Below are 24,246 nucleotides of genomic sequence, written 5' to 3'. Positions count from 1 at the left end.
GTGGATACTTGACATAGCCAGTGATCGCAGAGTAATCGGAGAGGGGGAGTTGAGGAGAGGGCGGGAGTGTTGAGTTGGGGAGAGTCGGAGGAGGAGAGGGGGAGAGTTAGGGAGAATGTTACTTTATCCTTTATCTTTCTAACTAAGGACTAATTACTAATAACTCATGACTCATGACTCATTTTTCAACTGCATCTGATCGAACAGTTGCAGGGCAGATCGCCAAACGAGATAACCTTGATCGTTAAGGTGCAGGCCATCTGTGCTGAGTTCAGTTGGCAAATTGCCGTCAGCATCCGCAAACAGCGGGTACAAATCCAGATACAAAACATTTTCCGAACTAGCAATTTCTTTCAGCCGTCGATTTATTGACCTAATCCGACTGTTAGGAATCGCCAACAGCCGATCGCGATTTTCCCAAGTAGCTTGTTCCCCGCTGTGGGGCAAAATCGACTGCACAACAACTTGTGCTTTGGGGTGAGCCCACCGCAAATCGCGAATAATCTGCCGCTGGTTGTCCAAAATCCCTTCGTCGCTGGTTCCCCGCAACAAATCGTTAATCCCAATCATCACAAACACTGTATCCGGCGCTGTGCGATCGAACAACTGCAACCGCTTCAGCAAACCCACCGAAGTCTCCCCCGAAATCCCTTGATTCAGCCAAATTCGATCGACTGGTAACAGCTTGGTCGGAAACCACATACTTAGAGAATCCCCAGCCAAAACACTCAGTCTGGAGGGTCGATTCGCCGCCGCCGCCTCAGCTTCGCGACCCAACTGCGTCACCCACTGCTGGTAAGTCCATTTATGTCGCGGTCCGGGAACGGGCACGTCTAGCACTGCCTTTGCAGAGATCGCCGGTTGGTCAATTTGTTCCTGGGCCACTTCTGCCCTCACCGCATCATTCGCCTGGAAGCTTTCTGTCAAGTTGTTTCCCCGCAGCAGTAGTTGAGCTACTGTAAGTATCAGTACCCCGTTCGTCACCAAAGATAGCAAAGCCCAAACCGGAACAGTTTTCGATCGGCTAACTTCCATCCCTAAGAGGGATTTATGAGTTCTACTTCTGCTACCTCCTCCAAACTTCTCCATAAACTCAAGCTATTTGCAGGCTTCACACCGAATAATTTGCACTGATTGCTGCATCAAATTTTACCGCTAAATTAGACCCTCAATTCTTGTAAGAATCAAGCACTGTGCTGTGTTGGGCGCGACGGCGATGCAGAACTTTGCTTTTTCGCACTACTTTACCATAAAAAATCTGCCTACCAAACTTTCCTGCACATAAATTGGATTTGTCAAAGCTGCCACACTGCACAAAAATATATCTAAAAGTGATCGAACTTACTCAGTCATGATGCTAAAATCCAAAAATGAAAAAATTAACTATAACTGAAGCAGCCAAAATTAAAGGTGTGAGCGCTTCCACCTTGCGCCGGTGGGAAGCCGAGGGCAAGCTAATACCCGAACGCACCGCTAATGGTCACAGACGCTATGACCTAGCTCATCTTCTCGGCTTAAAACCCAACGGAGCTTTAACCATTGCTTACGCTCGGGTTAGCAGTCAAAACCAAAAAGATGATTTAGACAGACAAAAACAAGTTTTGGAATTGTTTTGTGCATCTCAGGGATGGCAATTCCAAATCATTGATGATGTAGGTTCTGGGGTTAACTACAGTAAGCGGGGTTTACAACATCTAATTCGGGCGATCGCAGACAATCAAGTAGAAAGGTTGGTATTAACTCACAAAGACAGACTGCTGAGACTTGGTTCTGAACTAATTTTTAATTTGTGCGAACACTTTGGGACAGAGGTAGTGATTATAAATCAAACCGAAAATGCTAGCTGTGACGAGGATTTAGCTAAAGATATACTAGAAATAATCACTGTTGTCTCCGCCCGCCTTGATGGCAGGAGGAATGCCAAGAACAAGCGCCTCGTTGAAGAACTTAAGGCAATTGGCGATCAACTCTAACCAATACACCAGTTTTCAACGCTCGTGATTTACAGATTCTCAATTCCCATTTCCCCATTATCAATTACCAATTAATGGCGCACATCTCAGGCAATCGAAAACTGCTATATGTACGCCATTAAACGTAAACTAACAATAAAAATATGCCCGCGTTCGTATCGAAGATTGAAACGCGAGCACAACGATAGACAGCCATAAGTTGGCGGGTATTTCAGATTCGGGTGTTTCTGAATAAAGGGGTGAATTAGCTGATAAATAGCTAATTTAGGACACGAAAGCTGAATTGGTCGATCGAGCGCACGCTCTACATTTTGTTAGGCCTCCCACCAGAGCCCCCACCATAAGCACCGTAGCTACTCTCACTTCTGTTATCCAAGCTCGTTTCCTTCACAAACCCGGTGTAAGCTTCCATCCCGTGTTCGCCGATATCCAAACCTTCAGCCTCCTCTAAAGCAGAAACGCGGATACCCAGCAAAGCTTTGAGTGCCATCCAAAAAATCGTAGTCAGCAGCACGGTCATCCCGCCCACAGAGATAATGCCGACCAACTGCGCCCATAGTTGACCGAAACCTCCGCCCACAAGCAATCCGGCTGCGGGGCCTGTGGTATAAAGTCCAGTTGTAGGCCCGTCAGCAAATAAGCCAACTGCCAGAGTTCCCCAGATGCCGCAGACTAAGTGAACTGAAGTTGCGCCTACAGGGTCGTCAATTTTCAAGTTGTCGAAGAAAGTTACTGCGAAGACTACCATGATACCGGCGATCGTACCGATTATGGCAGAGTTGGGCACGTTGATCCAAGCGCAGCTCGCTGTTACGCCGACTAAGCCGGCAAGGATGCCGTTGATAATCATCGAAAGGTCGGGTTTGCCCAGGTACAGCCAAGCAGTAATGGTTGCAGCAGCTCCCCCGAAGGCACCGGCGGTGTTGGTGGTGAGCGCAATGTGGGCGATCGCATTTGGATCGACTGCCATTGTCGAACCGGGATTGAACCCGAACCAACCCAACCACAGAATCAAACAGCCCAGGGTGGCAATGCTCATATTGTGTCCCGGCATCGCCACAGTATCGCCGTCGCGGTACTTGCCGATCCGCGGCCCCAAAAATGCCGCTCCCATCAAAGCAGCCCAACCGCCTACCGAGTGAATCACTGTCGAACCGGCAAAATCGTAGAAGCCTGCGTCTGCTAGCCAGCCGCCGCCCCAAATCCAGTGTCCGGTAATTGGGTAAGCAATGCCTACTAGCAGCAAGCTGAAAATTAAGAATTCAAGGAATTTAATTCGCTCTGCAACGGCTCCAGAAACGATCGTCGCAGCAGTTCCCGCAAAAACTAATTGGAAAAAGAATTTAGCGTTAAGAGGCACTCCCGTCCAGTTAAGCGAGTCGAAAATACCTTGATAAGCCTCTCCTGTGGCGGGGCTGTTGTCAGCTACGTTCCACAGGAAAAATCCGCCGCTGGTGCCGATAAAACCGTTGCCGTCACTGAACATTAAGGCAAAGCCGATCGCCCAATATGCGATCGTAGAAAGCGCAAAAACAATCAAGTTTTTGGACAGCACGTTGACGGCATTTTTTTGGCGGCAAAAACCGGTTTCCAACATACAGAAACCCGCGTTCATAAAGAACACTAGCATCGCCGCCACCATGACCCACATGGTATCCATGCCCACCTTAAGGCTTGCTAATTGTTCCTCGGTGGTTGGTGCGGGAGCTGTTTGGGCTACCGCCGCATATCCCCACACCAAGACGATGATTGCAGCTAAAGGTATACAGGCTTGCCAACTTGGAGTGAGGCGGGCGATCGCCCTTTGTAATTTCTTCAACCTGTTAACTTTTGTCAAAAAGTTTGCTGCTGGCAAATTTAAAGTCTCCCGCCTGACTTGTTTCGACTTTTTCTTTCCGACAGTCATTTTAATCACTTTTACCCTCTTTACGGCTAGTAAGCTCAGCAATATTCGGAAAACTTTCCAATCTTACTACAAAAGTTTATGGATTATTTGTTGAGGTTGAGATAGTTATGATAGCCTAGCTCTTCTAGAAGATTTTGTTTTTTCAGTACAGATTCGGACAAAGTTTTGCGGTAATGCAAAACTCGCTCTAGTAATTCTGGCTGATGAGCTGCCAGTATCTGAACTGCCAGCAAGCCAGCATTCTTAGCGTTGCCGATCCCCACTGTTGCTACGGGTATGCCGGCTGGCATTTGCACGATCGAGTACAGCGAATCAACCCCTTGCAGGTGGCGACTCGGTACCGGCACGCCAATTACGGGCAAGGGCGTTAAAGATGCTACCATACCTGGGAGGTGCGCCGCTCCCCCGGCACCTGCGATAATGACTTTCAAGCCTCGCTGGTGAGCGGTTTGGGCGTATTCCACCATGCGATCGGGGGTACGGTGCGCTGAGACGATCGCCACAGTGCAAGCAACACTGAATTCTTCGCAAACTGCGATCGCATCTTTCATGGTTGGCAAATCCGAATCGCTACCCATGATAATTCCAACTGTCGCTTGATTCATAAAATTTTCAGATTTGAGATTTCAGATAAATGCTAATTTTAAATGATTGCGTTAACTCAAATTTAAATATTTTGTACCAAAACTGACCCTTAAAAGCAATTTTGCCACAAGCCCCCGTCTGAGCAGCCCTAGAGCCAGCAAAAAGCAAAAAGATCCCCCTCCTCATCGCCAGCCACCGGATTTATCCGTAGCGAATATTAAATCTAAAATCTAAAATCTAAAATCGGATGACTGAAGCCACAACCCCAACTGCCACCCCCACAGATATTCTCAATGTTCGCCTCCCAGGTTGCAAGGATTTGCAGATGCTTGCTGTTGACGAAACGGGAATCATTCAAGAAGTTTTGCCGATGGACGCCGTATTTAAACGGATTTGTCCTCCCCATTTGCACGTGCTTGATGTAGCAGGCGATTGGCTTTCTCTGGGCGGTGTTGACTTGCAGATTAACGGCGCTCTCGGTTTTGCTTTTCCCGATTTAGAAAGCAAGCATATTGAAATTTTGCCGAAAATTTGTCAATTTTTGTGGAATCAGGGAGTGGATGCTTTTTTGCCGACTTTGGTGACAACTTCCGTGGATAAGTTTAGGCGATCGCTCTCGACTATAGCTGATTATATCCGCACTGTACAAACCGCCGATGGCGCAACAATTAAACCCAAGACAGCGGAAATTCTCGGCGTTCATCTCGAAGGCCCTTTTCTCAACCCCCAGAAGCGAGGCGCTCACCCAGTTGAGTTTTTGCTACCGCTAACTATAGAAAATGTCAAGCAAGTTTTAGGAGATTGTGCCGATATTGTCAAAATAATTACTTTAGCGCCGGAGTTAGACAGCACTGGTGAAGTCATTTCCTATTTGCAAAGTTTGGGAATTTCCGTCAGTCTTGGACACTCCCAAGCGACGGCAGAGCAAGCTCAACAAGCATTTGAGCGGGGAGCTTCAATGGTAACTCACGCTTTTAATGCGATGCCGAGTTTGCACCACCGAGAACCGGGTTTGTTGGGAGCGGCGATTGTTTATCCGGGCGTAAAATGCGGTTTAATTGCTGACGGGAAGCACGTTTCTCCGACAATGATTGATTTTTTGCTACGCGCTGGTAGGTATCAAAAAGGCGTTTTTTTAGTGAGCGATGCTTTGGCTCCCCTGGGCTTGCCTGACGGTGTTTATCCTTGGGATTCCCGACAAATTGAAGTCAGAAAAGGTACAGCTTGGGTAAGATTAGATTATCACTCGGCCCTGGAATGTGCTACTTTGGCAGGTACTACTCTGCCGCTGTTGGCGGGAGTGCAGAATTTGGTGGAGTGGGGAATTTGCGATGCCGAAAGTGCGATCGCCTTGGCAACTGAATCTCCGAGAAGGGCGATCGGAATTTCGGGAATTATTGGCAAATCGGCAAGTCAATTGTTGCGCTGGAATTTAAATGCTGCGACAAAGCAATTGACTTGGCATCGGTTATTTTAACCTGTTATACCATTTTAAATTAAAGAATTTCAGAAGTGGGAATGTGCGAACTGGTATTACCCGATCGATTTGAGATTTTAGATGTGCCGTTTTAATCTAAAATCTCAAATCGCCAATCTAAAATCGGTTGTTGCAAGTTGCACATTTTCCGAACCGGATTGCTATATAATATCTAACCGTTGGCAATAAATCAGCAGCAGGCAGATCGATGAATTTGGTAGACGACAAGACTATAGTTAGACAGTATTTTAACTCGACGGGATTCGATCGCTGGCAGCGAATTTACGGCGAGGGCAAAGTCAATAAAGTTCAGCTAGACATCCGCACCGGGCATCAGCAAACGGTGGATACAGTCATCAAATGGCTGCAAGCTGACGGCAATTTGCCTGGGCTTTGTGTCTGCGATGCTGGCTGCGGTGTAGGCTCTCTGAGCATTCCTCTGGCTGACGCTGGGGCAATTGTTTGCGCTAGCGATATCTCTGAAAAGATGGTAGCAGAAGCTTATGATCGATCGACAGCAGTTCCCGGCAAGCTCTACAACATCTCCTTCGCCGCCCAAGATTTGGAAGCTTTAACCGGCAAATTCCACACAGTGATTTGTTTGGATGTGCTAATCCACTATCCTCAAAATAAGGCTGCAGAAATGATCGCTCACCTAAGTTCGATCGCCGAATCTCGACTAATTCTTAGTTTTGCACCCAAAACCTTAGCACTCACCGCCCTCAAAAAAATTGGTGAACTTTTCCCCGGCCCGAGCAAAACTACCCGGGCTTACCAGCACCGCGAAGCTGATATTATCAAAATCCTAGAAAACAATGGTTTTGTTATTAACAGAACAGCGATGACTAGCACTAGCTTTTACTATTCTCGCTTGTTGGAAGCTGTGCGGAAATAGGTTAAAAATATCTACAAGAAAGCTAATTTCTCATCAGCCTAGGGTGCGCCTAGCGCACCTTCCCTTACCAAAGTTAGGCAAGTGAATTTCCATACTCTGCGATTGCTTCGCTCCCGCTGGCAATGACAAAGACGGCACGCAGCGCGCACCTTCGATATCAACAATTAGATGTTTTTTCCTCTTCCTTCTTCCTTCTTCCTTCTTCCTTCTTCCTTCTTCCATCGGACTGACATCCGTTACATCCGTTACATCCCGTACATTGCTCGTTGCCGAACTTCCTTCTTCCCAATTCAATAAATATTATGTCAACGCTAATTTTAATTCGTATTTTTATAGCAGTCGCAGCGGTATTCGGAGGTTTATCCGTTGCAGGCGGTGCTTTCGCCTCCCACGCTTTGAAAAATCAATTGAGCGATCAAGCTTTAACAATTTTTGATACCGGCACCCGATATCAAATGTACCATGCCCTGGCTCTATTACTCGTCGCTTTACTCTTGAGCCGCGCCCAAGAGTCTCAAACCTTTTTTGCAGTCGCTGGATGGGCTTTTATTGCCGGCACTATCATATTTTCAGGCAGTTTGTACGCCCTAAGTTTGAGCGACATCAAATGGCTGGGTGCAATTACGCCACTGGGGGGAGTTGCTTTTATTGTTGGTTGGGGATGTTTGGCAGTCGCAGCTTGGAGTTTTAAATAGAGATGGGCAATTCCCAATGCCAAATCCCTCCGCGAGAGTTCCGCTTTTTGACCCCATGCCTTATGCCCTATGCCCTATGCCCAATACCCTAATTATCAAACACATCCCTGGAAAACATCTCTGTCAAAGTACGCAAGTAAGGTACAAATACCGTTAAATCTTCAGCAGGAAGCCGATCGCATATTTCCCAAAATAAAATCAGCAGCATATCCTGCACTAACTCCCAACTTACATGAAGTTTCGGATACAACATCACGCAAATTGGAAACAATTCTTGCTGTACCGGGTGAATGCTACCTTCCAAAACGCACCAGCACAAATAGCTTTGAAAAATCTCGACATCCCGGATACCAGAAATTTTTACCTCGCGATCGCTCAAATACCCGCTGCTGCTGCGGTATCCTTGATGCTGAGCACTAGCTCGATCGTACACTGCAATAGCAATCTGAGTCGTGTGCTGCAACAAATGCTGAACGGCTAATAGAGCTCTTGAATTCGGGGGCTGATTCGCCGCAGCCTCGTTAATCTCTCCGTAGGGAATGTGCAGGTAGTCGTCTACAACTTTTAAGTAGGGCGCAAATTCGGCTCTCTCTGACTCCGAAAGACATCCTAACAAGATTTTGCTAGTGTATTGAAACTCCATTGTCACAAATCCCAGCACTAACGGATCAGTCTTTGAATATTTTCGCCTCACTTTGATAATATCTTTTCCCACTAGGACTGACAAGCGGAAAACAGGTTCTCTATCTGCATAAGCGTCTATTGCTTTCTTATATAAGGTGCGAGAATCGGCGGCCATTTCTAAAGAATTAATTAAACTTGGATCGATCGCGTGCCGCTGTATTTGTTTCCCTAAAAGAGCTTCTACTCTACTCCAAGCTATCTCGCTGGCTAATTTCAGGGTATCTGTCAATTTGTCAACTATTGGGGCTCTATTTCCCTCAAAATTAATTAAATCGAGGCTTGGGAGAATTTGGCGTGGCCCTTGGTTCTCTCGTGCCGCAACTGTACTGTAATATTTTTTTGCCCAGCTAACTGCGAAGGAAGAAACGCTGACACCTTTAGCTTTTGGGAGTTTGTCAGTGTCCAGTCCGGTAATACCTTGGGGCGCCTGACTTGCGCCCTGTTGAAGTTGGTCGGCTGCTGGTAAAGATTTTGAAGATATTTGTGAAATACCCGTCATGATAAACCTCGTTTTTTTATTAAGTCGCACCCGATCGATTCCCCTAATTTTTAACGTTGTTAACTACAATTTTCTGCATTTGTACGTTGACAGTCATCAGCCATTACGCTTAAAGCTATAAGCCATTTCGCTCGACTGCCTGCATCTTTTATAAGTTGCACGTTAATAACGTTATTTATTGTGCGATCGATCACCATCATTCTGTGATCGCGATCCTAATTTATTTTTTTGACCTATAAAGAGGACTGGAAATAAATTTAATTTGTCTTAAAATCTAATAACTAAAGTCAAGTCTGCCTCAAAAAAACTGCTGCTTGAAATACTTTATCTTTGTTGTGGAGCGCTTTGGTTGATCGCCCTAATTTCTTAATGAAGCTAGGCTACAGCACGATCTAGCGATGACTTTGGTTAATTTATTTCTATAGGTCAATTAGAAATGTATTTTGAGCCTGACGATTGTTATGAAACCCCAATAAATTTAACGCTCGGTTTTTCTAAATAAAAAATTAAATTTGAGATGAGAATCAGATTTATGTGCATTTAGTTAATGCCATTGCCAGGGCAGTTTTTTGTGATCAGTTGTTTAGCTTCCCCGTGAAGCGAAGCTATCCCGTAGGGAATCGCCCGCAATTGATCGTCGTCCATTCGATCAACCACCTACCCTTCAAAACCGGAATTAGCGAGTGACTCCCCCGGTAGCGGGCACATTTTGCCAAATCCGGCGGGTTCGAGTCCTCTGTCGGAGGCGGAAGCCTGTCCCGACAACGAGAGGATTAGGTTGATGCGGCCCCCACCGGCGATCAATCCTCACAAACAGCACGGCCAGTACGTCTTTAAGGCTATGGCTTCGGGTAGGATTAGTAGGACGAGAGGAAGTGGATAAAGTCAGTAACTCAGGGCTAAAGCCACTGAGCTTGTAAGAGAGAGCTCTCGCAAGCTGTACTGACCAGCCTAAGTCTTCACTGACTACGTTATTTAGGTCATAACACCGGAGAATACGTCGCTAGTTTTCCGCTCTGTTGTTTACAGTTAAACAGTCTTAAAGTCACTGAGACAGTGCTGTAAGCGTGACAAGCCTTCATAACATTGGCGAAGCGAACTTTACCCCGAAAGGGAGATTGAGGCAACCATACCTCACTGGAGAGGTTGATTAAATTCCCTCTCCAACCCCGAAAGGGGATTCAAGGCGATTGAAATCGCCGCGCCGTTTTCCTCTCAGGGCTAAAGCCGCTGAGTTTCCCACTTACCGAGTTTTTTTATGAGCGCTAGCAGCAATTCAACTGAAATTAAGTTCGGAACCGATGGGTGGCGAGGACTGATTGCCCATGACTTTACTTTTGCCAACGTGCGAAAAGTCACCCGGGCGATCGCCAGTTACCTAGAAACCGCTTACACCAAAGACCGCCCAGTTCTAGTCTCCTACGATACCCGCTTTCTGGCAGACGAGTTCGCCCGCACCTCGGCGGAAGTATTGGCAGATTTGGGATGGACAGTGAAAGTGGTCGATCGAGATTGCCCCACACCAGTCATCGCCTACAGCGCCAAGCATCTCAACTCCGCAGGGGCCCTGATGTTCACGGCTTCGCACAATCCCGCACCTTACTGCGGCATCAAATACATCCCGGACTACGCCGGCCCGGCTACCCCGGAAATTACTGATACAATTGTGGCAAATATTGCTGGTGCTTCTGATGCCCCAGCCAAAGGCAGCCACAACGATAAAATCTCCACTTTTGACCCGAAACCCGAATATCTGAAGTTTCTTTATACTTTGATCGATGTGGAGCGGATTCGCTCTGCTAAGTTGAAGGTGAAGTACGACGCTCTCTACTCGACTTCTCGCGGCTATCTCGACGGCGTTTTGGAACACTGCGGCTGCGAGGTCGAAAGTTTTCACACCTACCGCGACGTGCTGTTTGGCGGCGGAATGCCCGAACCCAAGGGCGAACAGTTGGTTGAGTTAGTGGAAGCTGTTAAGAAGGATGCGGCGGATTTGGGTTTAGCTACCGATGGCGACAGCGATCGCTTTGGTATTGTTGACGAGTTGGGAAATGTCTTGACTCCAAATACTGTACTGTTGCTGCTGGCCCGTCACTTGGTTAAGAATAAAGGATTGACTGGGGCGATCGTCCGTACAGTCGCAACTACCCACTTGCTGGACAATTTGGCCGCCAAGTACGGTTTAACAATCTACGAAACCGCAGTCGGCTTTAAATACATCGGCGAAAAAATGCGGGAAACTGCGGTGCTCATCGGTGGCGAAGAATCTGGCGGTTTGAGCGTTTTGGGTCACATTCCCGAAAAAGACGGGATTTTGGCTGATATGCTAGTTGCTGAGGCGATCGCCTATGAAGGCAAACCGCTGTCTCAGCTAGTCGAAGAAGCCATTAAAGAAGCCGACGGCCCTCTGTACAACAAACGCTTGGACTTGCACCTAGAAGAAGCCCACAAAGCAGCCGTTTTGGAATCTTTTACCAAGAATCCCCCCAAAGAAGTAGCAGGTATCGGCGTTAAGGAAATCGGCCGCAAAGACGGAATTAAACTTTATCTTGAAGACGGTGGCTGGGTACTGCTGCGGCCTTCGGGAACCGAACCCTTGATGCGCGTTTACATGGAAACCAATTCTGTGGAAAAAGAAAGCCAAGTTGCCCAACACATGGAAAAGGTAATTTCCCAGTTAGAACCTGTTTAATTTTCTACCTATTCCAACGGGGGTTTTTTCCCTAGCGTTTGGGATTGTGAGGTGCGCTTGGCGCACCTTACGTATTTTTGATAACTGCTGGGTCAGTTATATATTTGCAATACACTTGGATTTGTTTAAGTTTGGGAAGTGTCAATTTGTTTATGTTTGTTAAATTTTTAATTAATTTAAAAAATCCTCTCTTTTTCCGCATCTACTTGACTTTTCCCCTAATTGTATTGTAGAGTATTATATAATGGGATGTTTGCCAAAATAAAAATTTTACACGTATTTAAATTATAAAACAACTATACAATTTAAATTATTAGCCTGTCAACCGGTTTATGAAAACAATTCCTCTGCTCGCCATTAGTTTTTTAGTAGCAATTTTAGTAAGCGCGATCGGCATTGTTTCAGTGCAGAACGCTGCCCCCGTATCCTTAAACTTTATCTTTTTTCAATCGATACAAATGCCCGTAGGAGTAGTATTGGCAATGAGCCTGAGTGCAGGACTTATCGGAGGTGCGCTACTGCAACCGCTGTGGAACCTTTCAGATTCCCAAAACTCGCGTCCTAAATTTCAGGCAAATCCAGAAGAATCCGACACCGTACAATATTAAATAGATTTTATCCCTTAGAGGGAATATACCTGACCGTCAATCAGCAATCGAGTAATTCCCTTAGCTCGCAAATAAGGTGCTGCTTTTTGCAGCATACTGCTGTCAGGAATCTTGAAAACTCTTTGATTGCGAGTAGCAAATCGGCGGGCCACTCGGTGATTGTCAAACACTGCCAGGGTTTTCTCGCGAATTTCCGCCGCCGGAATTTGACCGAGTTCGCCAAAAGCTTTTAGAGGTCTAGTGATTAACTCTGCCGCCCGATCGACCACCAAATAACAAATTTTGGGCAGAGATGCTTCGCTTAAAGGCAAAACTTGAATCAGTCCTGTACCCCGAAGCTCGTTAGCGAAGCCCTCGAAGAGGATCGACTCGCCCGACGATAGTGAACCCAGGAGACTGCCTTCAAACAGAGAGTCTTCATCCTCTACATCTTCGTCGAAGTCGTCATCTAAATCGTCTTCATCCTCCTCATCCTCGTCGTCGTCCTCGAAATCCCTAAAGTCTTCACCTGCCAGCAGCCCTTCTGCTGGCAGCATTGCCTTTAGTTCACCAGTCACAACAGCGCGGTGGCTTCGATCGGCAAGATTGGCTGCTGGGGCATCTGGCACATCAGAAACATCTAAATCAGACTCTACATTGCCTCGAATTTCTGGTTCTGCAACTGGTTCAGGGACTGAGTTAGAACGCTTTCGGATTGTCGGTCTCGAATTTGAGGCTGACGGCAGGACAGGGACTGACTCCGACAGGGGGACAGCTACAGGATCGGTTTCGCCATCATCTGCCAACGACTCAGTAGTCGCCTCTGTCGGTTCAGAAACACTGCTGCGATCGGACAAACGCTTTTGTTTTTGCTGCACTAGAAATTCGTATTCCGGCTCCGACAAAGCCCCCTGAATGATGCGCCTCACAGTAGAACTGCTCACTCCGTAGCGCTTTGCCAGAGTGATAGTATTCTCGTTTGACTGTCGGTACAGCCTGATGAGTTCGCGTTTGTCTGAATCGGAGAGTTTTGTAGGCGTCATGCCAAGTTTCCCAGCAAAAAGACTTGAAAAGACGCAGGCTAGCAGTCAGCGAACTGTGATTTTTCATCTTCGATTTCAAGCTCAGAGATGCCGACAAGGGCAAAGAAGCTTTCGCGTCCCCATCGCTTGCCAAAGCAACCCCAATCTCCAATCGCTACGCTGCGCGACGACTGCGCCTGCTCTGACGAGAGCGGGTTGAGATGTCATGTTCCAAGATAGCTCCAATCCCAAACAGGATGGCGCTGAAAACAAAAAAGACTTCCAGCAAACTGCCGCTTTGATAACTACCCTCAGCCTGAGTATCGCGCCATTTAAAGTACATATCTGCGATGTAAAGCGAAAAAGTTGCAGCCGCAATCATTCTCCAAGATTGGGAAAAACGTCCTCCCCAAAACGCCAGCAGCAATGCAGTAGCAATAATCAGGAGAAAAACATCCCCAACGATGTAAAACAAATTGATTGCGTTTTTGTGAGGCGCCAGTTGCTTGTCAAGTGCCATCACCCATGCGGGAGCTTTGATTTCTGCTTCTTCTTCTTCGGGTGCTGATGCAGCATCGGTCGCGGCTGCTTTTGCCTGTAACTTAGACGAATTTTCCAAAGCAGGCGCTCTTCCTGTGGCAGCGGTTGCTGGTGCAGATGTCACTACTTCTTCTTGAGTGGCTGCCGGAGCCATTCCTAGCTGGGCCCTCCAAGAGTCAGGTGCAGCAACCCAAATAGCTACAGCTATCCCGAAGGCTGCAATTCCCGCTAACAAAGCCCACTGCCAAATTTCTAGATTCAGCCGCTTGGAAGTCACAGCTACAACCATGCCCCCGATCAGTACCACATAGCTGGCCAGATAAAACGCATCTGCTGGAGACACGTCCGGGTCTAACCCGAAATAGAGTTCCCAAATCCCGAACAGCACGCCGGCTATGAAATAGAACAGCATCCCCAGACCTATGCCCAGCCAGACGTTGCGCCCGCTGACCATGTGGGGGCTTTGCCAGTTTCTAAAACAGACTAAAGCCGCTCCCAAGTATGCTCCGCATTCAAAAATATAAGTGCCGATCGAGTACCACAGAGGTAAACCCTCTTCTGCTGAGAGGGGGACGCTGAACAGCAAAAAAAACAGCAGCGCCATGACAGCCCAGACAATGCCTGCAATCACTAGGGTCTGAGCTGACAGTAAAGATGAAGATGTAGATGACTTTTCTGAAGTGCTACTCATAGGGATTCCACGAGACCTAACTAGCGGTTGAACGCACCCCATCTCAATCTTTGATTGTAGATGAGGATTCTTTCGCCAAAAAAACTTAAAAAACCTAGATCTGACGCTTCCGGAATAACTGGCGTCCTCAGTGTGTCGTCGGGACTTTTGCCCTCGTACACTATAGAAAGACTAAGCAAGAATAATCTCTATTTACTAATTCAATAAATTAGTCGTTAGTCGATCTTGTACCCGGAAATATAATGATAGATATACGGTAGATGTCTCCACCATTAAGGTTTTTACAGTACCAAATCTATCTCTGAAATTATACCCTCAAAGGTTGAGGGAGCTGTTTTTTTGCTTTCACTCTTCCCCACTCGTATCAATGATTGTGACTGGGGAGTGCGATCGAAACTGAGTTAAATTGCCAGACCATAGGTGGCATCCAAACCGAATCAACAATTTGGTTGTCAATACAAGTTGGCAATCCAACTTGTATATCGCGTACCCCCTACAGTGCAATTATCTAAGCTGAATTATCTGGACCCAATTGTCTGAGAAATTGTCACAGATTTTCTATCCTGCGATCCACAACTTGTTGAGGGCTGATTGTTTCAGCCAATCTAGAAACTGAGTCCGATCCGGTGCTGGCATATCTTGCAGCACATCGCTCACTCCCTCCGCGAAGTCCGTATTGCCAAAATATGATTTGCCCAAGCGGTGGAGTTCTTGCAATAAGGTTTTGAGATGCTGCTCTTGCCAAGGAGGCACCTTGTGAGATTGCAAGGGACTAACGGTTAGCCAGTTTTTTATCGCATCAGGGGAGTCTGCCTGGGGGAAGTTTCCCTGCTGAAATACCTTGGCGATATCTTTCTGAAACGATGTGGCTTGCCTTGCGCCTAAAAGGTCTTCTACATCGAAGTAAACAGCTTGGAGTAGCAGCAGACAAGCCTGCGCGAACAGTGGTGCTTTGGCTGCTTCATTCCCTGCCGGTTCTTCACCGGCAAGCTGATCTAAACGGACTTTTCCCCAGACGCTATATCGATCCGGCTCTTCTAGCAGAACACAGGCTTTGCCTCGGTTGTCGGTTAAGTCCCGCCACAAGGCTCTGGCGTCTTCTGCTTGCTTGCCGTTGAAGGCGCTGATCAGGCGAAAAGTCTGCCCCTGATAATTGAGAATGGGAATTTGTTGATCCCGTTTTGGGTGTTGAAAATTGGTTATTTCAACATCCTGCCGTTTCAGAATAAACATGACACTGCGATTTGACTCCTGTCATGGCCGAGGTGCTGTGCTTTTGACACTCCCGATGCCTAAAGGCGAGGGGATTCTTGATTCAGCGAGTCCACTTAAATTAGCAGGATTGCTCCCGATCACCCAGAGATGGTTCTCTTCTCAAGCGTTCCGATACTTTTTTGCTAACAAATGCTAACAAATATCTAAGCTGAAATTGTCTCTCAGCCTTGGCGTATAAATCAATGCACGAAGGAAAATCCCCCGCGCACAATTTACGACTGCTGTACTGGCAACGCTTGATTTTCTCGCTCGTGCCGAGCAGGCGATTGACTGTTTTGCTTTGATGCCGTAGAGGAAGCTTATATAGAGGCTCCGTACCATCAGGGATTTTCACCTGAGTCTTTCAATCCTAGTTCTACCACATTTTTATCAAATATCAAGTCGAGCATAATGTTAGCCAACATAACTCAAGATCAGCAAATTAGTCATTCTGGCTCAACTCATACCTCAAATCAGGAGACGAGCTCTGGTTTTTCGCTAATGGGGTCAGCGTTTTAGGCTTTGCCACTAGGGGAGGTTAACATAACCAATAGACATCTGGGAAAAAGCACCTGTGACTCTTTTGCTGTCTGAGTTCCGTCTTAATTGGGAGAGATATCCGATCGACCAAATAGTTGGGTTTCAACTCGACCCCTAAATACTTTACGCGAGTTCACGTCCTACCTAGTTTTGATTGTAAATTTACAATTGTGCTGTTTGCAGGTGAGTTCCTCCAGCTTTTGTCAGATACAGTCTTGAAGGCAAAGGCACTCTCATCATCTTGGTTTTTTTCCCGAACCATCGCACTGCACGCCATATTTTTGCACCTCAAAGCGGTTTCTGCGTAAGTCATCACATAATTTACTTGCTCGATCGCACACTGCACCTATACAATAATGTTGTTAGCGATTTTTGAGTTGGGTGCGTAACTCAGTTGGATAGAGTAGCTGCCTTCTAAGCAGCGAGCCGCAGGTTCAAGTCCTGCCGTACCCGTTAATAAAACCTAATACCATCAATGCTTTGAGCCGTTCTTTACCGAAAAGGAGAGAGTGGCTCAAACCTTATTTGTTGTGCTTTTGTTGTGCTTTTGTTGTGCTTTTGTTTCGCACAACAAATGCGAAACACCGCTTATCTGGGTCAGGTGGTATCCCGGCATCCTGTCGGTAGACACGGGTTAACTCTCCGAACCCAATATTTCCAAGAACGTATCCACCTCTGCCAAGTCCGCTCTGGATTTTTTGCGTCGCGCTTTTAACTGGTTGAGCAAGTCGGCCGCTTCTGGAAAAACTGCGACGGTCGGACCGGAGTTTTTATTTTCCTCCCGCTCGCGCTGCACTTCCTTGAGTTCTTGCTCCAGCATCTGAACCTTCAGTCCCAAATCGCCGTTGCGCTCGTGTAACTGATTCAGTTCCTTGTCCCATTCTGCAAGTTGCTTGTTGGCCGCTTTCTATTCCTACCTGAGCGATTCATCGTTGCCATCGCTAGGGTTTCAGCAGTTTTCTCCTGCCAAGAAAAGAGAGGCTGAGATATTATTTGCTTCGGATTTGTTTTGGATTTCGGGCATCCAAAACAAATCCGAAGCAAAAGCCCCACCTGCCAAACTGGGCGAATCTTCCTGCTTCTGGGCGATCGACACTGCTACCTTTCTGAGTATAGGTTTTACACAGCCGATGTATTATCATAAAAAGTCTATTGTGTCAATAGACTAGATCCTGCGATGTTCAAACACCACCAGCAGCAGGTTGTGGGCCGAGTAGCCCTCAGAGGTTATCCTTAGTAATCAGGCTAGTTTCCGACAGGTTTGGATATGTTCCCAACAACTCTATTTAATGTTCCCCAAAATTTAATGCTATTACTCGACCGCAGCGCGATCGACCGCTTAAAGCCCCTATTGGCGCAAACAACCGGAATGCCTATAGTTGCATCGGAAAATACGGCAACAATTGCGCTCGTATTGGTTGCTCTGGGAATTCTGGGTTGGGGATTTTATCGCGCCAGACCTTTTGGCAAACTGGGAATTTTGGCTTGGTTGCAGTCTGTTGCGCTGATGAGTCCCTGGCTGCTGTTCTTTGGTTTGTTCGCCGCCGGAATTTACCTCAATCTAGTGGCGGTATTGTTGCTGCTAGTGGCATCCACGGGATTGTACATTTATCTGGGCCGGCAATTGCGTAAGGCTGCATCCGATACAGTGCTGCCGCGGCCGGATGCTGCTGAGGTAAAGTCCCAAAGCGATGCTTTCTCTGCCCCTGAGTCGCAGCGACCACCAGGCCCAGAAACCATTAAGATCGTCACCTCGTCGCCTGCGAATAATGAATCAGAAATAATTCCCGTTCCGGTGGAAGACCTCAAGGCAATTAAAGGCATCTTTGGAATTGATACTTTCTTTGCCACAGAAACGATTCCCTATCAAGATGGGGTAATTCTCAAAGGCAATCTCCGAGGAGACCCAGAACAAGTACACTCACGTTTGACGGCAAGTTTGGAAGAAAAATTAAACGATCGCTACCGCCTATTTTTAGTAGAAAATCAGGACGACAAGCCCGTAGTTATTATCTTGCCCAGCACCAACGACCCGCAGCCCACAACTGTGTCTCAAAAAATCCTAGCAGTCGTCCTGCTGCTGGCAACAATTGCTACTAGCTTAGAGACAGGCGGTTTGCTGCTAAGTTTCGATTTCTTTAACTCGCCCGCTAGATATCTAGAAGTTCTGCCAATTGCAGCGGGAATTTGGGCGGTTTTAGGCTCTGGGGAAATTGCTCGCCGAGTGCTGGCAAATCGGTACAAGGTTGGCTTGAGTTGGCCGTTTTTTATACCAACTTTGCAGATAGGTTGTTTTGGAGCGATCGACCGTTTTGAGTCGCTGCTGCCCAACCGTAAAGTTTTGTTTGACATCGCTTTTGCCGGGTCAGCCGCTGGGGGAATAGTTTCTCTGCTAATGCTGGTAACGGGTTTGCTGCTGTCTCACCCCGGCAGTTTGTTTCAAATTCCCGCAGAATTTTTCAAGGGCTCGGTTTTGGTGGGAACTTTGGCAAAAGTGGTTTTGGGTTCGGCGTTGCAGCAGCAGATTGTTGACGTTCACCCGCTGGTAGTTATCGGTTGGTTGGGCTTGGTAATAACGGCGATTAATTTGATGCCGGCGGGACAGTTGGACGGCGGTAGAATCGTGCAAGCCATCTACGGTCGGAAAATAGCCAGTCGCACTACTTTGGCGACTTTTGTGGTGCTGGCTATCGTTTCTTTAGTTAATCCTTTGGCTCTGTATTGGGCGATCGTGATTCTGATTTTACAGCGGAATCTGGAGCGGCCGAGCCTCAACGAGCTGACTGAGCCTGACGACGCTCGCGCGGCTTTGGGTTTGCTAGCTTTGTTCTTGATGATTGCTGCGCTGTTGCCGTTGACTCCGGCTTTGGCTGGCCGTCTGGGAATAGGGAATTAGCAGTAGTCGGGCATCTTTGGTAATAGGCTCTTGGGTTGCGGTAAATTAGTGGAATATAGGAATTGAGCGATCGAACTGGTAACTGAAGGGCGATCGGGTTCCTAACTACTAATTTCCCATTAATACCCGCGCCCAGGGCAATTTATCTACTACCAAAAGTTGATTTTTTTACAACCAAAAATTTGTTTAAACTCGATCGATTAAGTTTAAATAAGTTATCTGAGCCTATAGGATACAGTCATGGCTAATCAACTTCCTCCTGTATTGGTAACTTTTGATGCAGATGTTTTAATGACTGGCCGAACCCAAGTTTGGCAAGAATATGCGAAGGTGGGAACTTGCTATATCCCGGAAGTAGTGTACGACGAAATAGATCGTCTGACAGGGCAAGCGGTGGAAAAAGCTCAAGAGCAAGTAGCTAGAGAGTTTATGCGATTTTTTGCCGACAGCGGCTGGATTGCAACTGACGCTCAGGAAACACACCGCGCTCTCGAACCTTCGATCAAAAATCAAAGCAAGCCAGCAATGCTGGTGGTGGCGACGGCTCAGTGCGTTTACGGTTTGGCTCAAGAACACCCGGACGCATTGGTGATTTTTGTGTCCAACAGCCAGCCTCTGCTGAAGCGGCTGGCTTCTGTAGGCGCTACGAATCTCTGCGGGATTACCGGGGCGATGCTGTTAAATTGGGCGAGGAAAGGGGAACGCCCGCCGGCGGCGACTCAGCAATTGCAAAGTTTGATGCGTACCCTCGCCGAACGCAAATCGACTCAGCGCCCTAACAGCAGAATTCAGGATGCTGCTGTTGGCCACACGGGGGCTTCTGTTAGTAAGTTAACGGGAACCCGCGGCGCTTCTGAGCTAAAGTCGCCCAGCAGTTTTACTAAAACTAATAAAACGGGTTTGACTGAGAGCCGCAGTGCGAGTTCGCGGCCCAAAACACCGCGACGTAATCGCGAGGAGGCGAGAGATTACGAGCCGGCTGTATATCGCATGAAACATATTACACCTCCGAAAAAAAGGGACAGCGGTTTTCTGTCTACTGTGTTCAATTTTTTGGGAGCGTTATTTTTCTTGACGGTAGCGGTAGGTATTTTGTGGCGAGTGTTCGATGTTAGGGGTTTTAGAAAGACTTTTGTGCCGGCTCTACCACAGCCTGTGCAACAATTTGTTAAGTCGATCGACCCTAAATAATCTGGTTTTCTGAAAATTTCACTTTCTGATGTGGCTGATTGGTGCTTTCGGTCATCGTTAATCTTGCACCTTGGGAAACTGGAATAGCACGCTTGGTTCACAAATGAGTTCCCTCCCCTAAATATAGCGGTAAGCGGCTCGTGGCGCACCCTACGGTTAGAATTTCTGGCATTAGTCCGCTGGGAATTTTCAACGGCTACTATCACAACAGAAGGCGAACGCTTCAATTTAGTGCTCTAAAAATTCCTTGCCATGCTGAACGGGAACGAAATAATTAGTGGATTAGCACTGGCTGTTGGGGGTTTTGCGTATGCTTTAGTATTTTTTGTTCTTCTTCCCTTCAGACAGTACGATTATGCAGCACCACTTGGGGCAATAGCAATGGCGATCGCCCTTACTATTGCAATGAATTGGCTACTATCTGCATCGTTGCTAACTGGGTGGAGTTGGGTGGCGGCATTATTGGGTTTTCAGGTAGCCCTGATGCTTTTTGGTAGCGTGTTTCTGGAAGATGGGCTGTACCTGCCCAATTTGTTGTTTTTTGGAACTATGAGCGTAGGATATGCGAGCGTTTATACCAGTTTTTCACAACAAAAAACACTGGCAATTGTGGGTTTATTGACGGTATTTTTCCTAGCTTCAATGTACTTATTTTGGATTGGTGGCTATGTGATCAAAGGCAAAAATCCGTTTCAGGGTTCTTCTACCCAGATGCTGCCACTGTTGAATAAAAGGGTAGAAATTATCACGGACAATCCCAAACAATTGTATTTGAATGGTAAAAGTGGCGAACTCACGCATATTTACCGTTATGAGGTGACAGTGAAACTAGATTCTGGAGGAGACGAGAGATTGATGTGGCCCTATGTCGATGTTTGGTGGCAGGATATCAAGGCTGCTAGCTAACAGAAATCGCAGTAATTTATATCGTTTCCGGTTGCACCGTCCGTGATAGTCAACAGTCAACAATCATGAGGAGTGCAACCCGAATTGATATCATTCACTATTTATTTAAAGCTGGTGCTGTTCCTTCTACAGGTCGAATAATGACCGATTTATTAGTAGATTGTTGCTGAAAAAGTGCCTTGAGTGCTAATTCAAGATTTTCTGCCATGACGATGCGGTTTTCGTAGGCAACAATAACTCTGATTAAAGTTGGCAAACTATTGCGTTCGGCTTCTAAGTAAAGAGGTTCCACATACAGTAAAGATTGTTCAATGGGAATTACTAATAAGTTTCCTTGAATTGCTTTTGAGCCCTGGCGATTCCATAGAGATATTTGTTCGGAGATAACCGGATCTTGGTTAATTAAAGCTTCTATTTGTTCCGGGCCGTAAACTAATCGCTGTTTGGGGAATAAATACAGCAGCAATTTTCCGTACTCGCTACCATCCGATCGCCCTGCAATCCAAGCAATTAAATTGTTGCGACTTACTGGTGTAAATGGCAGCAGCAAAATAAATTCTTCTGCTGTTTCCGTTGGCAGCTTCATAATCAAATAATACGGTGCTACGGGCTGCTGTTCGCTGCCATAAATTTCATTGGGAACTCGCCACAAATCCTCCCGATTGTAAAATACTTGCGGGTCTTCCATATGATAAGTTAGCAAGCGTTCTGATTGAATGCTCAACAAATCTACTGGATATCTGATATGTTTGCGGAGAGCCGGAGGCATTTTGTCAAGGGGTTTGAAGAGTCCGGGAAAGATAGCCATCCAACTGTTAATAATCGGATCGGAGGGATTGGCAACGTAGAAGTCAACAGACCCGTTGTAGGCATCAATCACTACTTTAACGGAGTTGCGGATGTAGTTAAATTCATGCTTTCCTGGGTCAGAATATGGATAGCGATCGCTCGCTGTATAGGCATCGATAATCCAGTAAAGATAGTTGGGAGATTTATCAGTAGCCGAGGGTGAGGGTTTAATCTTGTTGATAGTTTTATCTTTTTCTTTTTCTATATCATCATGGCTAAGATTGGCGTTGGCTACTACTAAATACGGATCGGAATCGTAGCGCAAAAAAGGAGCAATCGCCCGGACTCTTTTATTAATATTTCGACGGTACAGCAATTTAGTTTCTGGTGTAAAATTGCGCGTCAGTGCCATTTGCCAATTTTTGAGATAATTAGCAAACAGCCAGCGCCGCCACATAGAACCGATCGCAATTCCGCCCTTACCGTTGTAATTATTGTAAACATTTTCTTCGCCGCTAGGATAATCGAATTCTTTGACTTTTGTGGGCGTCATCGCGTCTGTATCGGTGATTTCGCCGTAGTAAATTCGCGGGTAGCCGATCGGAATACTGGCCCGAATTCGATCGCTAGTGACTTCCAAAGCAGTCTCTCCTTTCTGGGCTGCAACTCCAATATCTTTGACAAAATAATCGGGTAAACCCCCGACACCGACTGTATTTACGGGAGAAAGAGTAAAGCCGTAACCGTGAGTGTAAACCAGGTGCTTGTTCACCCAAGTTTGAGCTTCGGGGGCAACTGCTGTGTAATCTAATTCCCGCGCTGCCAGAAACACTTGTTGGCTTTCAGAATCTCCCTTTTTTGCTTTTTCATTTTTGATTGTGTAGCGCTCGATATCAGCATCAGGAAATGTATAATAGGGTCTGATTTGCTGTAACTGTCGGTTGGTTTGCAGCAGCGGTCGCTTGTCCCACAGCCGGATGTTGCTAATCGTAAGTTGATTTTTTTCTAAGTCTGCATAAGTAAGTTTCCCGGCGGGATCGAAAGTTTTTATTTCAATTTCTTTGAGGTCAAAGGCTTCTTGAGTAAAGGCAATGCTGCGCTTCATGTACGGCTTTTCTCGTGCTAGTTCGTTGGGTTTAACTAGGAGTTGCTGCACAATTTGTGGCAGCAGGAAAGTTCCCAACAAACTTAAAGTTATCCACGCTAAAGTAATCTTTTTTATGAGTTCATTTTTAATTTTGAGTTGGTAAACCTGGCACAGCATCAAAAGTGCGATCGCCCCTGCCAAAATACTCAAAAATCCATAGACGGGTAGCCGCACCGTCACGTCAGCATAATTTGCCCCGTAAGTAACGTCTCCCCGCGAATACAGCAATGCGTAGCGCCCCAGCCAGTAGCGGAATGCAACGGCTAGCATGGAAGCTGCACCCAACCCGTACAAGTGCCGCTGCTGCGATCGAGAAAACCCCAAAAAGCTCCCTTGACTCAGGCTATTCCCTGAGAGCAAATATGTTAAAGCACAAGATACTAAACTGTACAAAAATACAACTGTCAGCCCGAATCCTAGCAAATCTAAGATTGGGAAAATAAATACATAAAAGCTAATATTTTGATTAAAAAGAGGGTCGGTTGTGTTAAAATTAATAGGGTGCAAATATTGCAAAACATTTGTCCACCGACTTGCGACAATCAGCCCGATCGCCAAACTGAGAAAAAGGGCGATCGCCCGCAGCCAAAACTCAGGCTTAATTACCACAGCTAACATTGTCCCCAGCAGCAAGCTCAACTGCCACCAGCTAGAAAATAACTGCACCGCTATTTGCTGGATTGACTCAATTCCCAACTGCACGGGCGGTGGAGGTAAATTGCCAGCTATACCGAAATAGGTGAGGCTGTTTGCAGCTAACAGCCCGCAGTGAATTATTATAAAAGTTGCGATCGAACTCAATCCTAATACTGCCAACAGCAGCCAGGAAAAGCTAATTGGGGATTTAGCAACAGGTATTTCGCAATTCTTCCGGGTATTCTTCCCGGTGTTGTTCGCCCTCAGTGAAGCGAATATGGCCCCCGCCACCGGCGATTTCATTTCCTCTGCGGGATGTTGCAGGCGGCGGGCTAAAGCCAAATTTCCCAGCAAAAAGACAGAAGAAACAGCAATTGCGATCGTCCCCAGCAACCCTTGAGTTTTCAGCTTTAACAGAAAAACCTGAAGATATCCAACTTCCTGAAACCAGAGAATTTCTGCCGCAATGCGGGAGGCTAATTCAAAAACCAGCCATAGCCCCGCAATCAGTAGGATTATTTGACAAATTCGCCTATTAGTCATTAGTTATTAGTCATTAGTTATTAGTCATTAGTTATTAGTCATTAGTTATGGGTTGAATGATAACTGATATCAGGTTTGAGCAATTTACCCTCCCGAAT

Annotated in this window: 19 protein-coding genes and 1 tRNA gene; 10 read left to right on the top strand and 10 right to left on the bottom strand. The window is 46.6% G+C overall.

All coding sequences use genetic code 11. The annotated features are described in order from the left end of the window. Positions 1-171: 171 nt before the first annotated feature. Complete coding sequence (locus tag QUA90_RS10845; protein ID WP_445300101.1) at positions 172-1,035, bottom strand: SGNH/GDSL hydrolase family protein; 864 nt, start codon at positions 1,033-1,035, stop codon at positions 172-174. A 335-nt stretch (positions 1,036-1,370) separates the two neighbouring features. On the opposite strand from QUA90_RS10845, the gene QUA90_RS10840 reads away from it, so the two are divergent. Next, entirely contained in the window at positions 1,371-1,973 is a 603-nt protein-coding gene (locus QUA90_RS10840) for an IS607 family transposase (protein WP_333445417.1), read from the top strand. A 304-nt stretch (positions 1,974-2,277) separates the two neighbouring features. Here the strand turns inward: QUA90_RS10840 and QUA90_RS10835 are convergent, their stop codons facing one another. Together QUA90_RS10835 and purE are read right to left on the bottom strand one after the other, a co-directional pair. Then, positions 2,278-3,879, bottom strand: a complete 1,602-nt coding sequence (locus tag QUA90_RS10835) for an ammonium transporter (protein WP_333445414.1) — start codon at positions 3,877-3,879, stop codon at positions 2,278-2,280. Positions 3,880-3,962: 83 nt separating this feature from the next. Continuing rightward, positions 3,963-4,484, bottom strand: a complete 522-nt coding sequence (gene purE / locus QUA90_RS10830; RefSeq protein WP_333445412.1) for a 5-(carboxyamino)imidazole ribonucleotide mutase — start codon at positions 4,482-4,484, stop codon at positions 3,963-3,965. Positions 4,485-4,711: 227 nt separating this feature from the next. On the opposite strand from purE, the gene nagA reads away from it, so the two are divergent. Both nagA and bchM read left to right on the top strand, forming a co-directional pair. Then, a complete protein-coding gene (gene nagA / locus QUA90_RS10825; protein ID WP_333445410.1) occupies positions 4,712-5,941 on the top strand; it encodes an N-acetylglucosamine-6-phosphate deacetylase in 1,230 nt (409 codons plus the stop codon). A gap of 208 nt (positions 5,942-6,149) precedes the next feature. Beyond that, a complete protein-coding gene (gene bchM, locus QUA90_RS10820) occupies positions 6,150-6,836 on the top strand; it encodes a magnesium protoporphyrin IX methyltransferase (RefSeq protein WP_333322779.1) in 687 nt (228 codons plus the stop codon). 33 nt (positions 6,837-6,869) lie between these two features. On the opposite strand, the gene QUA90_RS10815 is transcribed toward bchM, so the two are convergent. Beyond that, positions 6,870-7,130: a hypothetical protein gene (locus QUA90_RS10815; RefSeq protein WP_333389095.1), complete on the bottom strand. Its 261-nt coding sequence runs from the start codon at positions 7,128-7,130 to the stop codon at positions 6,870-6,872. 8 nt (positions 7,131-7,138) lie between these two features. On the opposite strand from QUA90_RS10815, the gene QUA90_RS10810 reads away from it, so the two are divergent. Continuing rightward, complete coding sequence (locus QUA90_RS10810) at positions 7,139-7,531, top strand: DUF423 domain-containing protein (protein ID WP_333445408.1); 393 nt, start codon at positions 7,139-7,141, stop codon at positions 7,529-7,531. An 88-nt stretch (positions 7,532-7,619) separates the two neighbouring features. Here QUA90_RS10810 and QUA90_RS10805 read toward each other — a convergent pair whose 3' ends face one another. Beyond that, a complete protein-coding gene (locus tag QUA90_RS10805) occupies positions 7,620-8,714 on the bottom strand; it encodes a hypothetical protein (RefSeq protein ID WP_333445406.1) in 1,095 nt (364 codons plus the stop codon). Positions 8,715-9,972: 1,258 nt separating this feature from the next. Here QUA90_RS10805 and QUA90_RS10800 point away from each other — a divergent pair. Further along, complete coding sequence (locus tag QUA90_RS10800; protein WP_333389094.1) at positions 9,973-11,406, top strand: phosphoglucomutase/phosphomannomutase family protein; 1,434 nt, start codon at positions 9,973-9,975, stop codon at positions 11,404-11,406. A 332-nt stretch (positions 11,407-11,738) separates the two neighbouring features. Then, the gene (locus QUA90_RS10795; protein ID WP_333322789.1) at positions 11,739-12,014 is read left to right on the top strand and encodes a LapA family protein; all 276 of its coding nucleotides are present in this window, start codon (positions 11,739-11,741) and stop codon (positions 12,012-12,014) included. A 14-nt stretch (positions 12,015-12,028) separates the two neighbouring features. Here the strand turns inward: QUA90_RS10795 and QUA90_RS10790 are convergent, their stop codons facing one another. The 3 genes from QUA90_RS10790 to QUA90_RS10780 all read right to left on the bottom strand — a co-directional run bounded on the left by QUA90_RS10790 (position 12,029) and on the right by QUA90_RS10780 (position 15,479). Then, positions 12,029-13,036, bottom strand: a complete 1,008-nt coding sequence (locus QUA90_RS10790; protein ID WP_333445404.1) for a hypothetical protein — start codon at positions 13,034-13,036, stop codon at positions 12,029-12,031. A gap of 154 nt (positions 13,037-13,190) precedes the next feature. Then, positions 13,191-14,246: a hypothetical protein gene (locus QUA90_RS10785; RefSeq protein ID WP_333322793.1), complete on the bottom strand. Its 1,056-nt coding sequence runs from the start codon at positions 14,244-14,246 to the stop codon at positions 13,191-13,193. Between the two features lie 558 nt (positions 14,247-14,804). After that, positions 14,805-15,479 (bottom strand): Npun_F0813 family protein, encoded by a 675-nt coding sequence (locus tag QUA90_RS10780; RefSeq protein WP_333322795.1) that lies wholly within the window; start codon positions 15,477-15,479, stop codon positions 14,805-14,807. Positions 15,480-16,419: 940 nt separating this feature from the next. Here QUA90_RS10780 and QUA90_RS10775 point away from each other — a divergent pair. Next, a tRNA-Arg gene (locus tag QUA90_RS10775) sits at positions 16,420-16,493 on the top strand. A gap of 181 nt (positions 16,494-16,674) precedes the next feature. Here QUA90_RS10775 and QUA90_RS10770 read toward each other — a convergent pair. Beyond that, positions 16,675-16,860, bottom strand: a complete 186-nt coding sequence (locus tag QUA90_RS10770) for a hypothetical protein (protein WP_333445402.1) — start codon at positions 16,858-16,860, stop codon at positions 16,675-16,677. Between the two features lie 447 nt (positions 16,861-17,307). Between QUA90_RS10770 and QUA90_RS10765 the strand changes: the two genes are divergently transcribed. The 3 genes from QUA90_RS10765 (at position 17,308) to QUA90_RS10755 (ending at position 21,033) form a co-directional block, all read left to right on the top strand. After that, on the top strand, positions 17,308-18,936 hold the full coding sequence (locus tag QUA90_RS10765; RefSeq protein WP_333322799.1) for a site-2 protease family protein: 1,629 nt from the start codon (positions 17,308-17,310) through the stop codon (positions 18,934-18,936). Positions 18,937-19,176: 240 nt separating this feature from the next. Further along, positions 19,177-20,127, top strand: coding sequence for a hypothetical protein (locus QUA90_RS10760; RefSeq protein ID WP_333445399.1), 951 nt, complete (start codon positions 19,177-19,179; stop codon positions 20,125-20,127). Positions 20,128-20,379: 252 nt separating this feature from the next. Then, the gene (locus QUA90_RS10755) at positions 20,380-21,033 is read left to right on the top strand and encodes a hypothetical protein (RefSeq protein WP_333445398.1); all 654 of its coding nucleotides are present in this window, start codon (positions 20,380-20,382) and stop codon (positions 21,031-21,033) included. A gap of 97 nt (positions 21,034-21,130) precedes the next feature. On the opposite strand, the gene QUA90_RS10750 is transcribed toward QUA90_RS10755, so the two are convergent. Then, a complete protein-coding gene (locus QUA90_RS10750) occupies positions 21,131-24,148 on the bottom strand; it encodes a UPF0182 family protein (protein ID WP_333445396.1) in 3,018 nt (1,005 codons plus the stop codon). Between the last annotated feature and the right edge of the window lie 98 nt (positions 24,149-24,246).

This window comes from Microcoleus sp. D3_18_C4, from assembly GCF_036702355.1.
In the GTDB taxonomy this organism is placed as follows: domain Bacteria; phylum Cyanobacteriota; class Cyanobacteriia; order Cyanobacteriales; family Microcoleaceae; genus Microcoleus.
The sequence above is the reverse complement of the archived record's forward strand: the minus strand, read 5'-3'. Positions and strand labels throughout refer to the sequence as shown.

Coding starts and splice junctions, on each gene's coding strand:
- QUA90_RS10810 (WP_333445408.1), top strand. CDS start 7,139: ATGTCAACGCTAATTTTAATTCGTATTTTTATAGCAGTCGCAGCGGTA.
- QUA90_RS10780 (WP_333322795.1), bottom strand. CDS start 15,479: ATGTTTATTCTGAAACGGCAGGATGTTGAAATAACCAATTTTCAACAC.
- QUA90_RS10800 (WP_333389094.1), top strand. CDS start 9,973: ATGAGCGCTAGCAGCAATTCAACTGAAATTAAGTTCGGAACCGATGGG.
- QUA90_RS10750 (WP_333445396.1), bottom strand. CDS start 24,148: ATGACTAATAGGCGAATTTGTCAAATAATCCTACTGATTGCGGGGCTA.
- QUA90_RS10765 (WP_333322799.1), top strand. CDS start 17,308: ATGTTCCCAACAACTCTATTTAATGTTCCCCAAAATTTAATGCTATTA.
- QUA90_RS10790 (WP_333445404.1), bottom strand. CDS start 13,036: ATGACGCCTACAAAACTCTCCGATTCAGACAAACGCGAACTCATCAGG.
- purE (WP_333445412.1), bottom strand. CDS start 4,484: ATGAATCAAGCGACAGTTGGAATTATCATGGGTAGCGATTCGGATTTG.
- QUA90_RS10770 (WP_333445402.1), bottom strand. CDS start 16,860: ATGCTGGAGCAAGAACTCAAGGAAGTGCAGCGCGAGCGGGAGGAAAAT.
- QUA90_RS10805 (WP_333445406.1), bottom strand. CDS start 8,714: ATGACGGGTATTTCACAAATATCTTCAAAATCTTTACCAGCAGCCGAC.
- bchM (WP_333322779.1), top strand. CDS start 6,150: ATGAATTTGGTAGACGACAAGACTATAGTTAGACAGTATTTTAACTCG.
- QUA90_RS10840 (WP_333445417.1), top strand. CDS start 1,371: ATGAAAAAATTAACTATAACTGAAGCAGCCAAAATTAAAGGTGTGAGC.
- QUA90_RS10760 (WP_333445399.1), top strand. CDS start 19,177: ATGGCTAATCAACTTCCTCCTGTATTGGTAACTTTTGATGCAGATGTT.
- nagA (WP_333445410.1), top strand. CDS start 4,712: ATGACTGAAGCCACAACCCCAACTGCCACCCCCACAGATATTCTCAAT.
- QUA90_RS10835 (WP_333445414.1), bottom strand. CDS start 3,879: ATGACTGTCGGAAAGAAAAAGTCGAAACAAGTCAGGCGGGAGACTTTA.
- QUA90_RS10755 (WP_333445398.1), top strand. CDS start 20,380: ATGCTGAACGGGAACGAAATAATTAGTGGATTAGCACTGGCTGTTGGG.
- QUA90_RS10795 (WP_333322789.1), top strand. CDS start 11,739: ATGAAAACAATTCCTCTGCTCGCCATTAGTTTTTTAGTAGCAATTTTA.
- QUA90_RS10785 (WP_333322793.1), bottom strand. CDS start 14,246: ATGAGTAGCACTTCAGAAAAGTCATCTACATCTTCATCTTTACTGTCA.
- QUA90_RS10845 (WP_445300101.1), bottom strand. CDS start 1,035: ATGGAAGTTAGCCGATCGAAAACTGTTCCGGTTTGGGCTTTGCTATCT.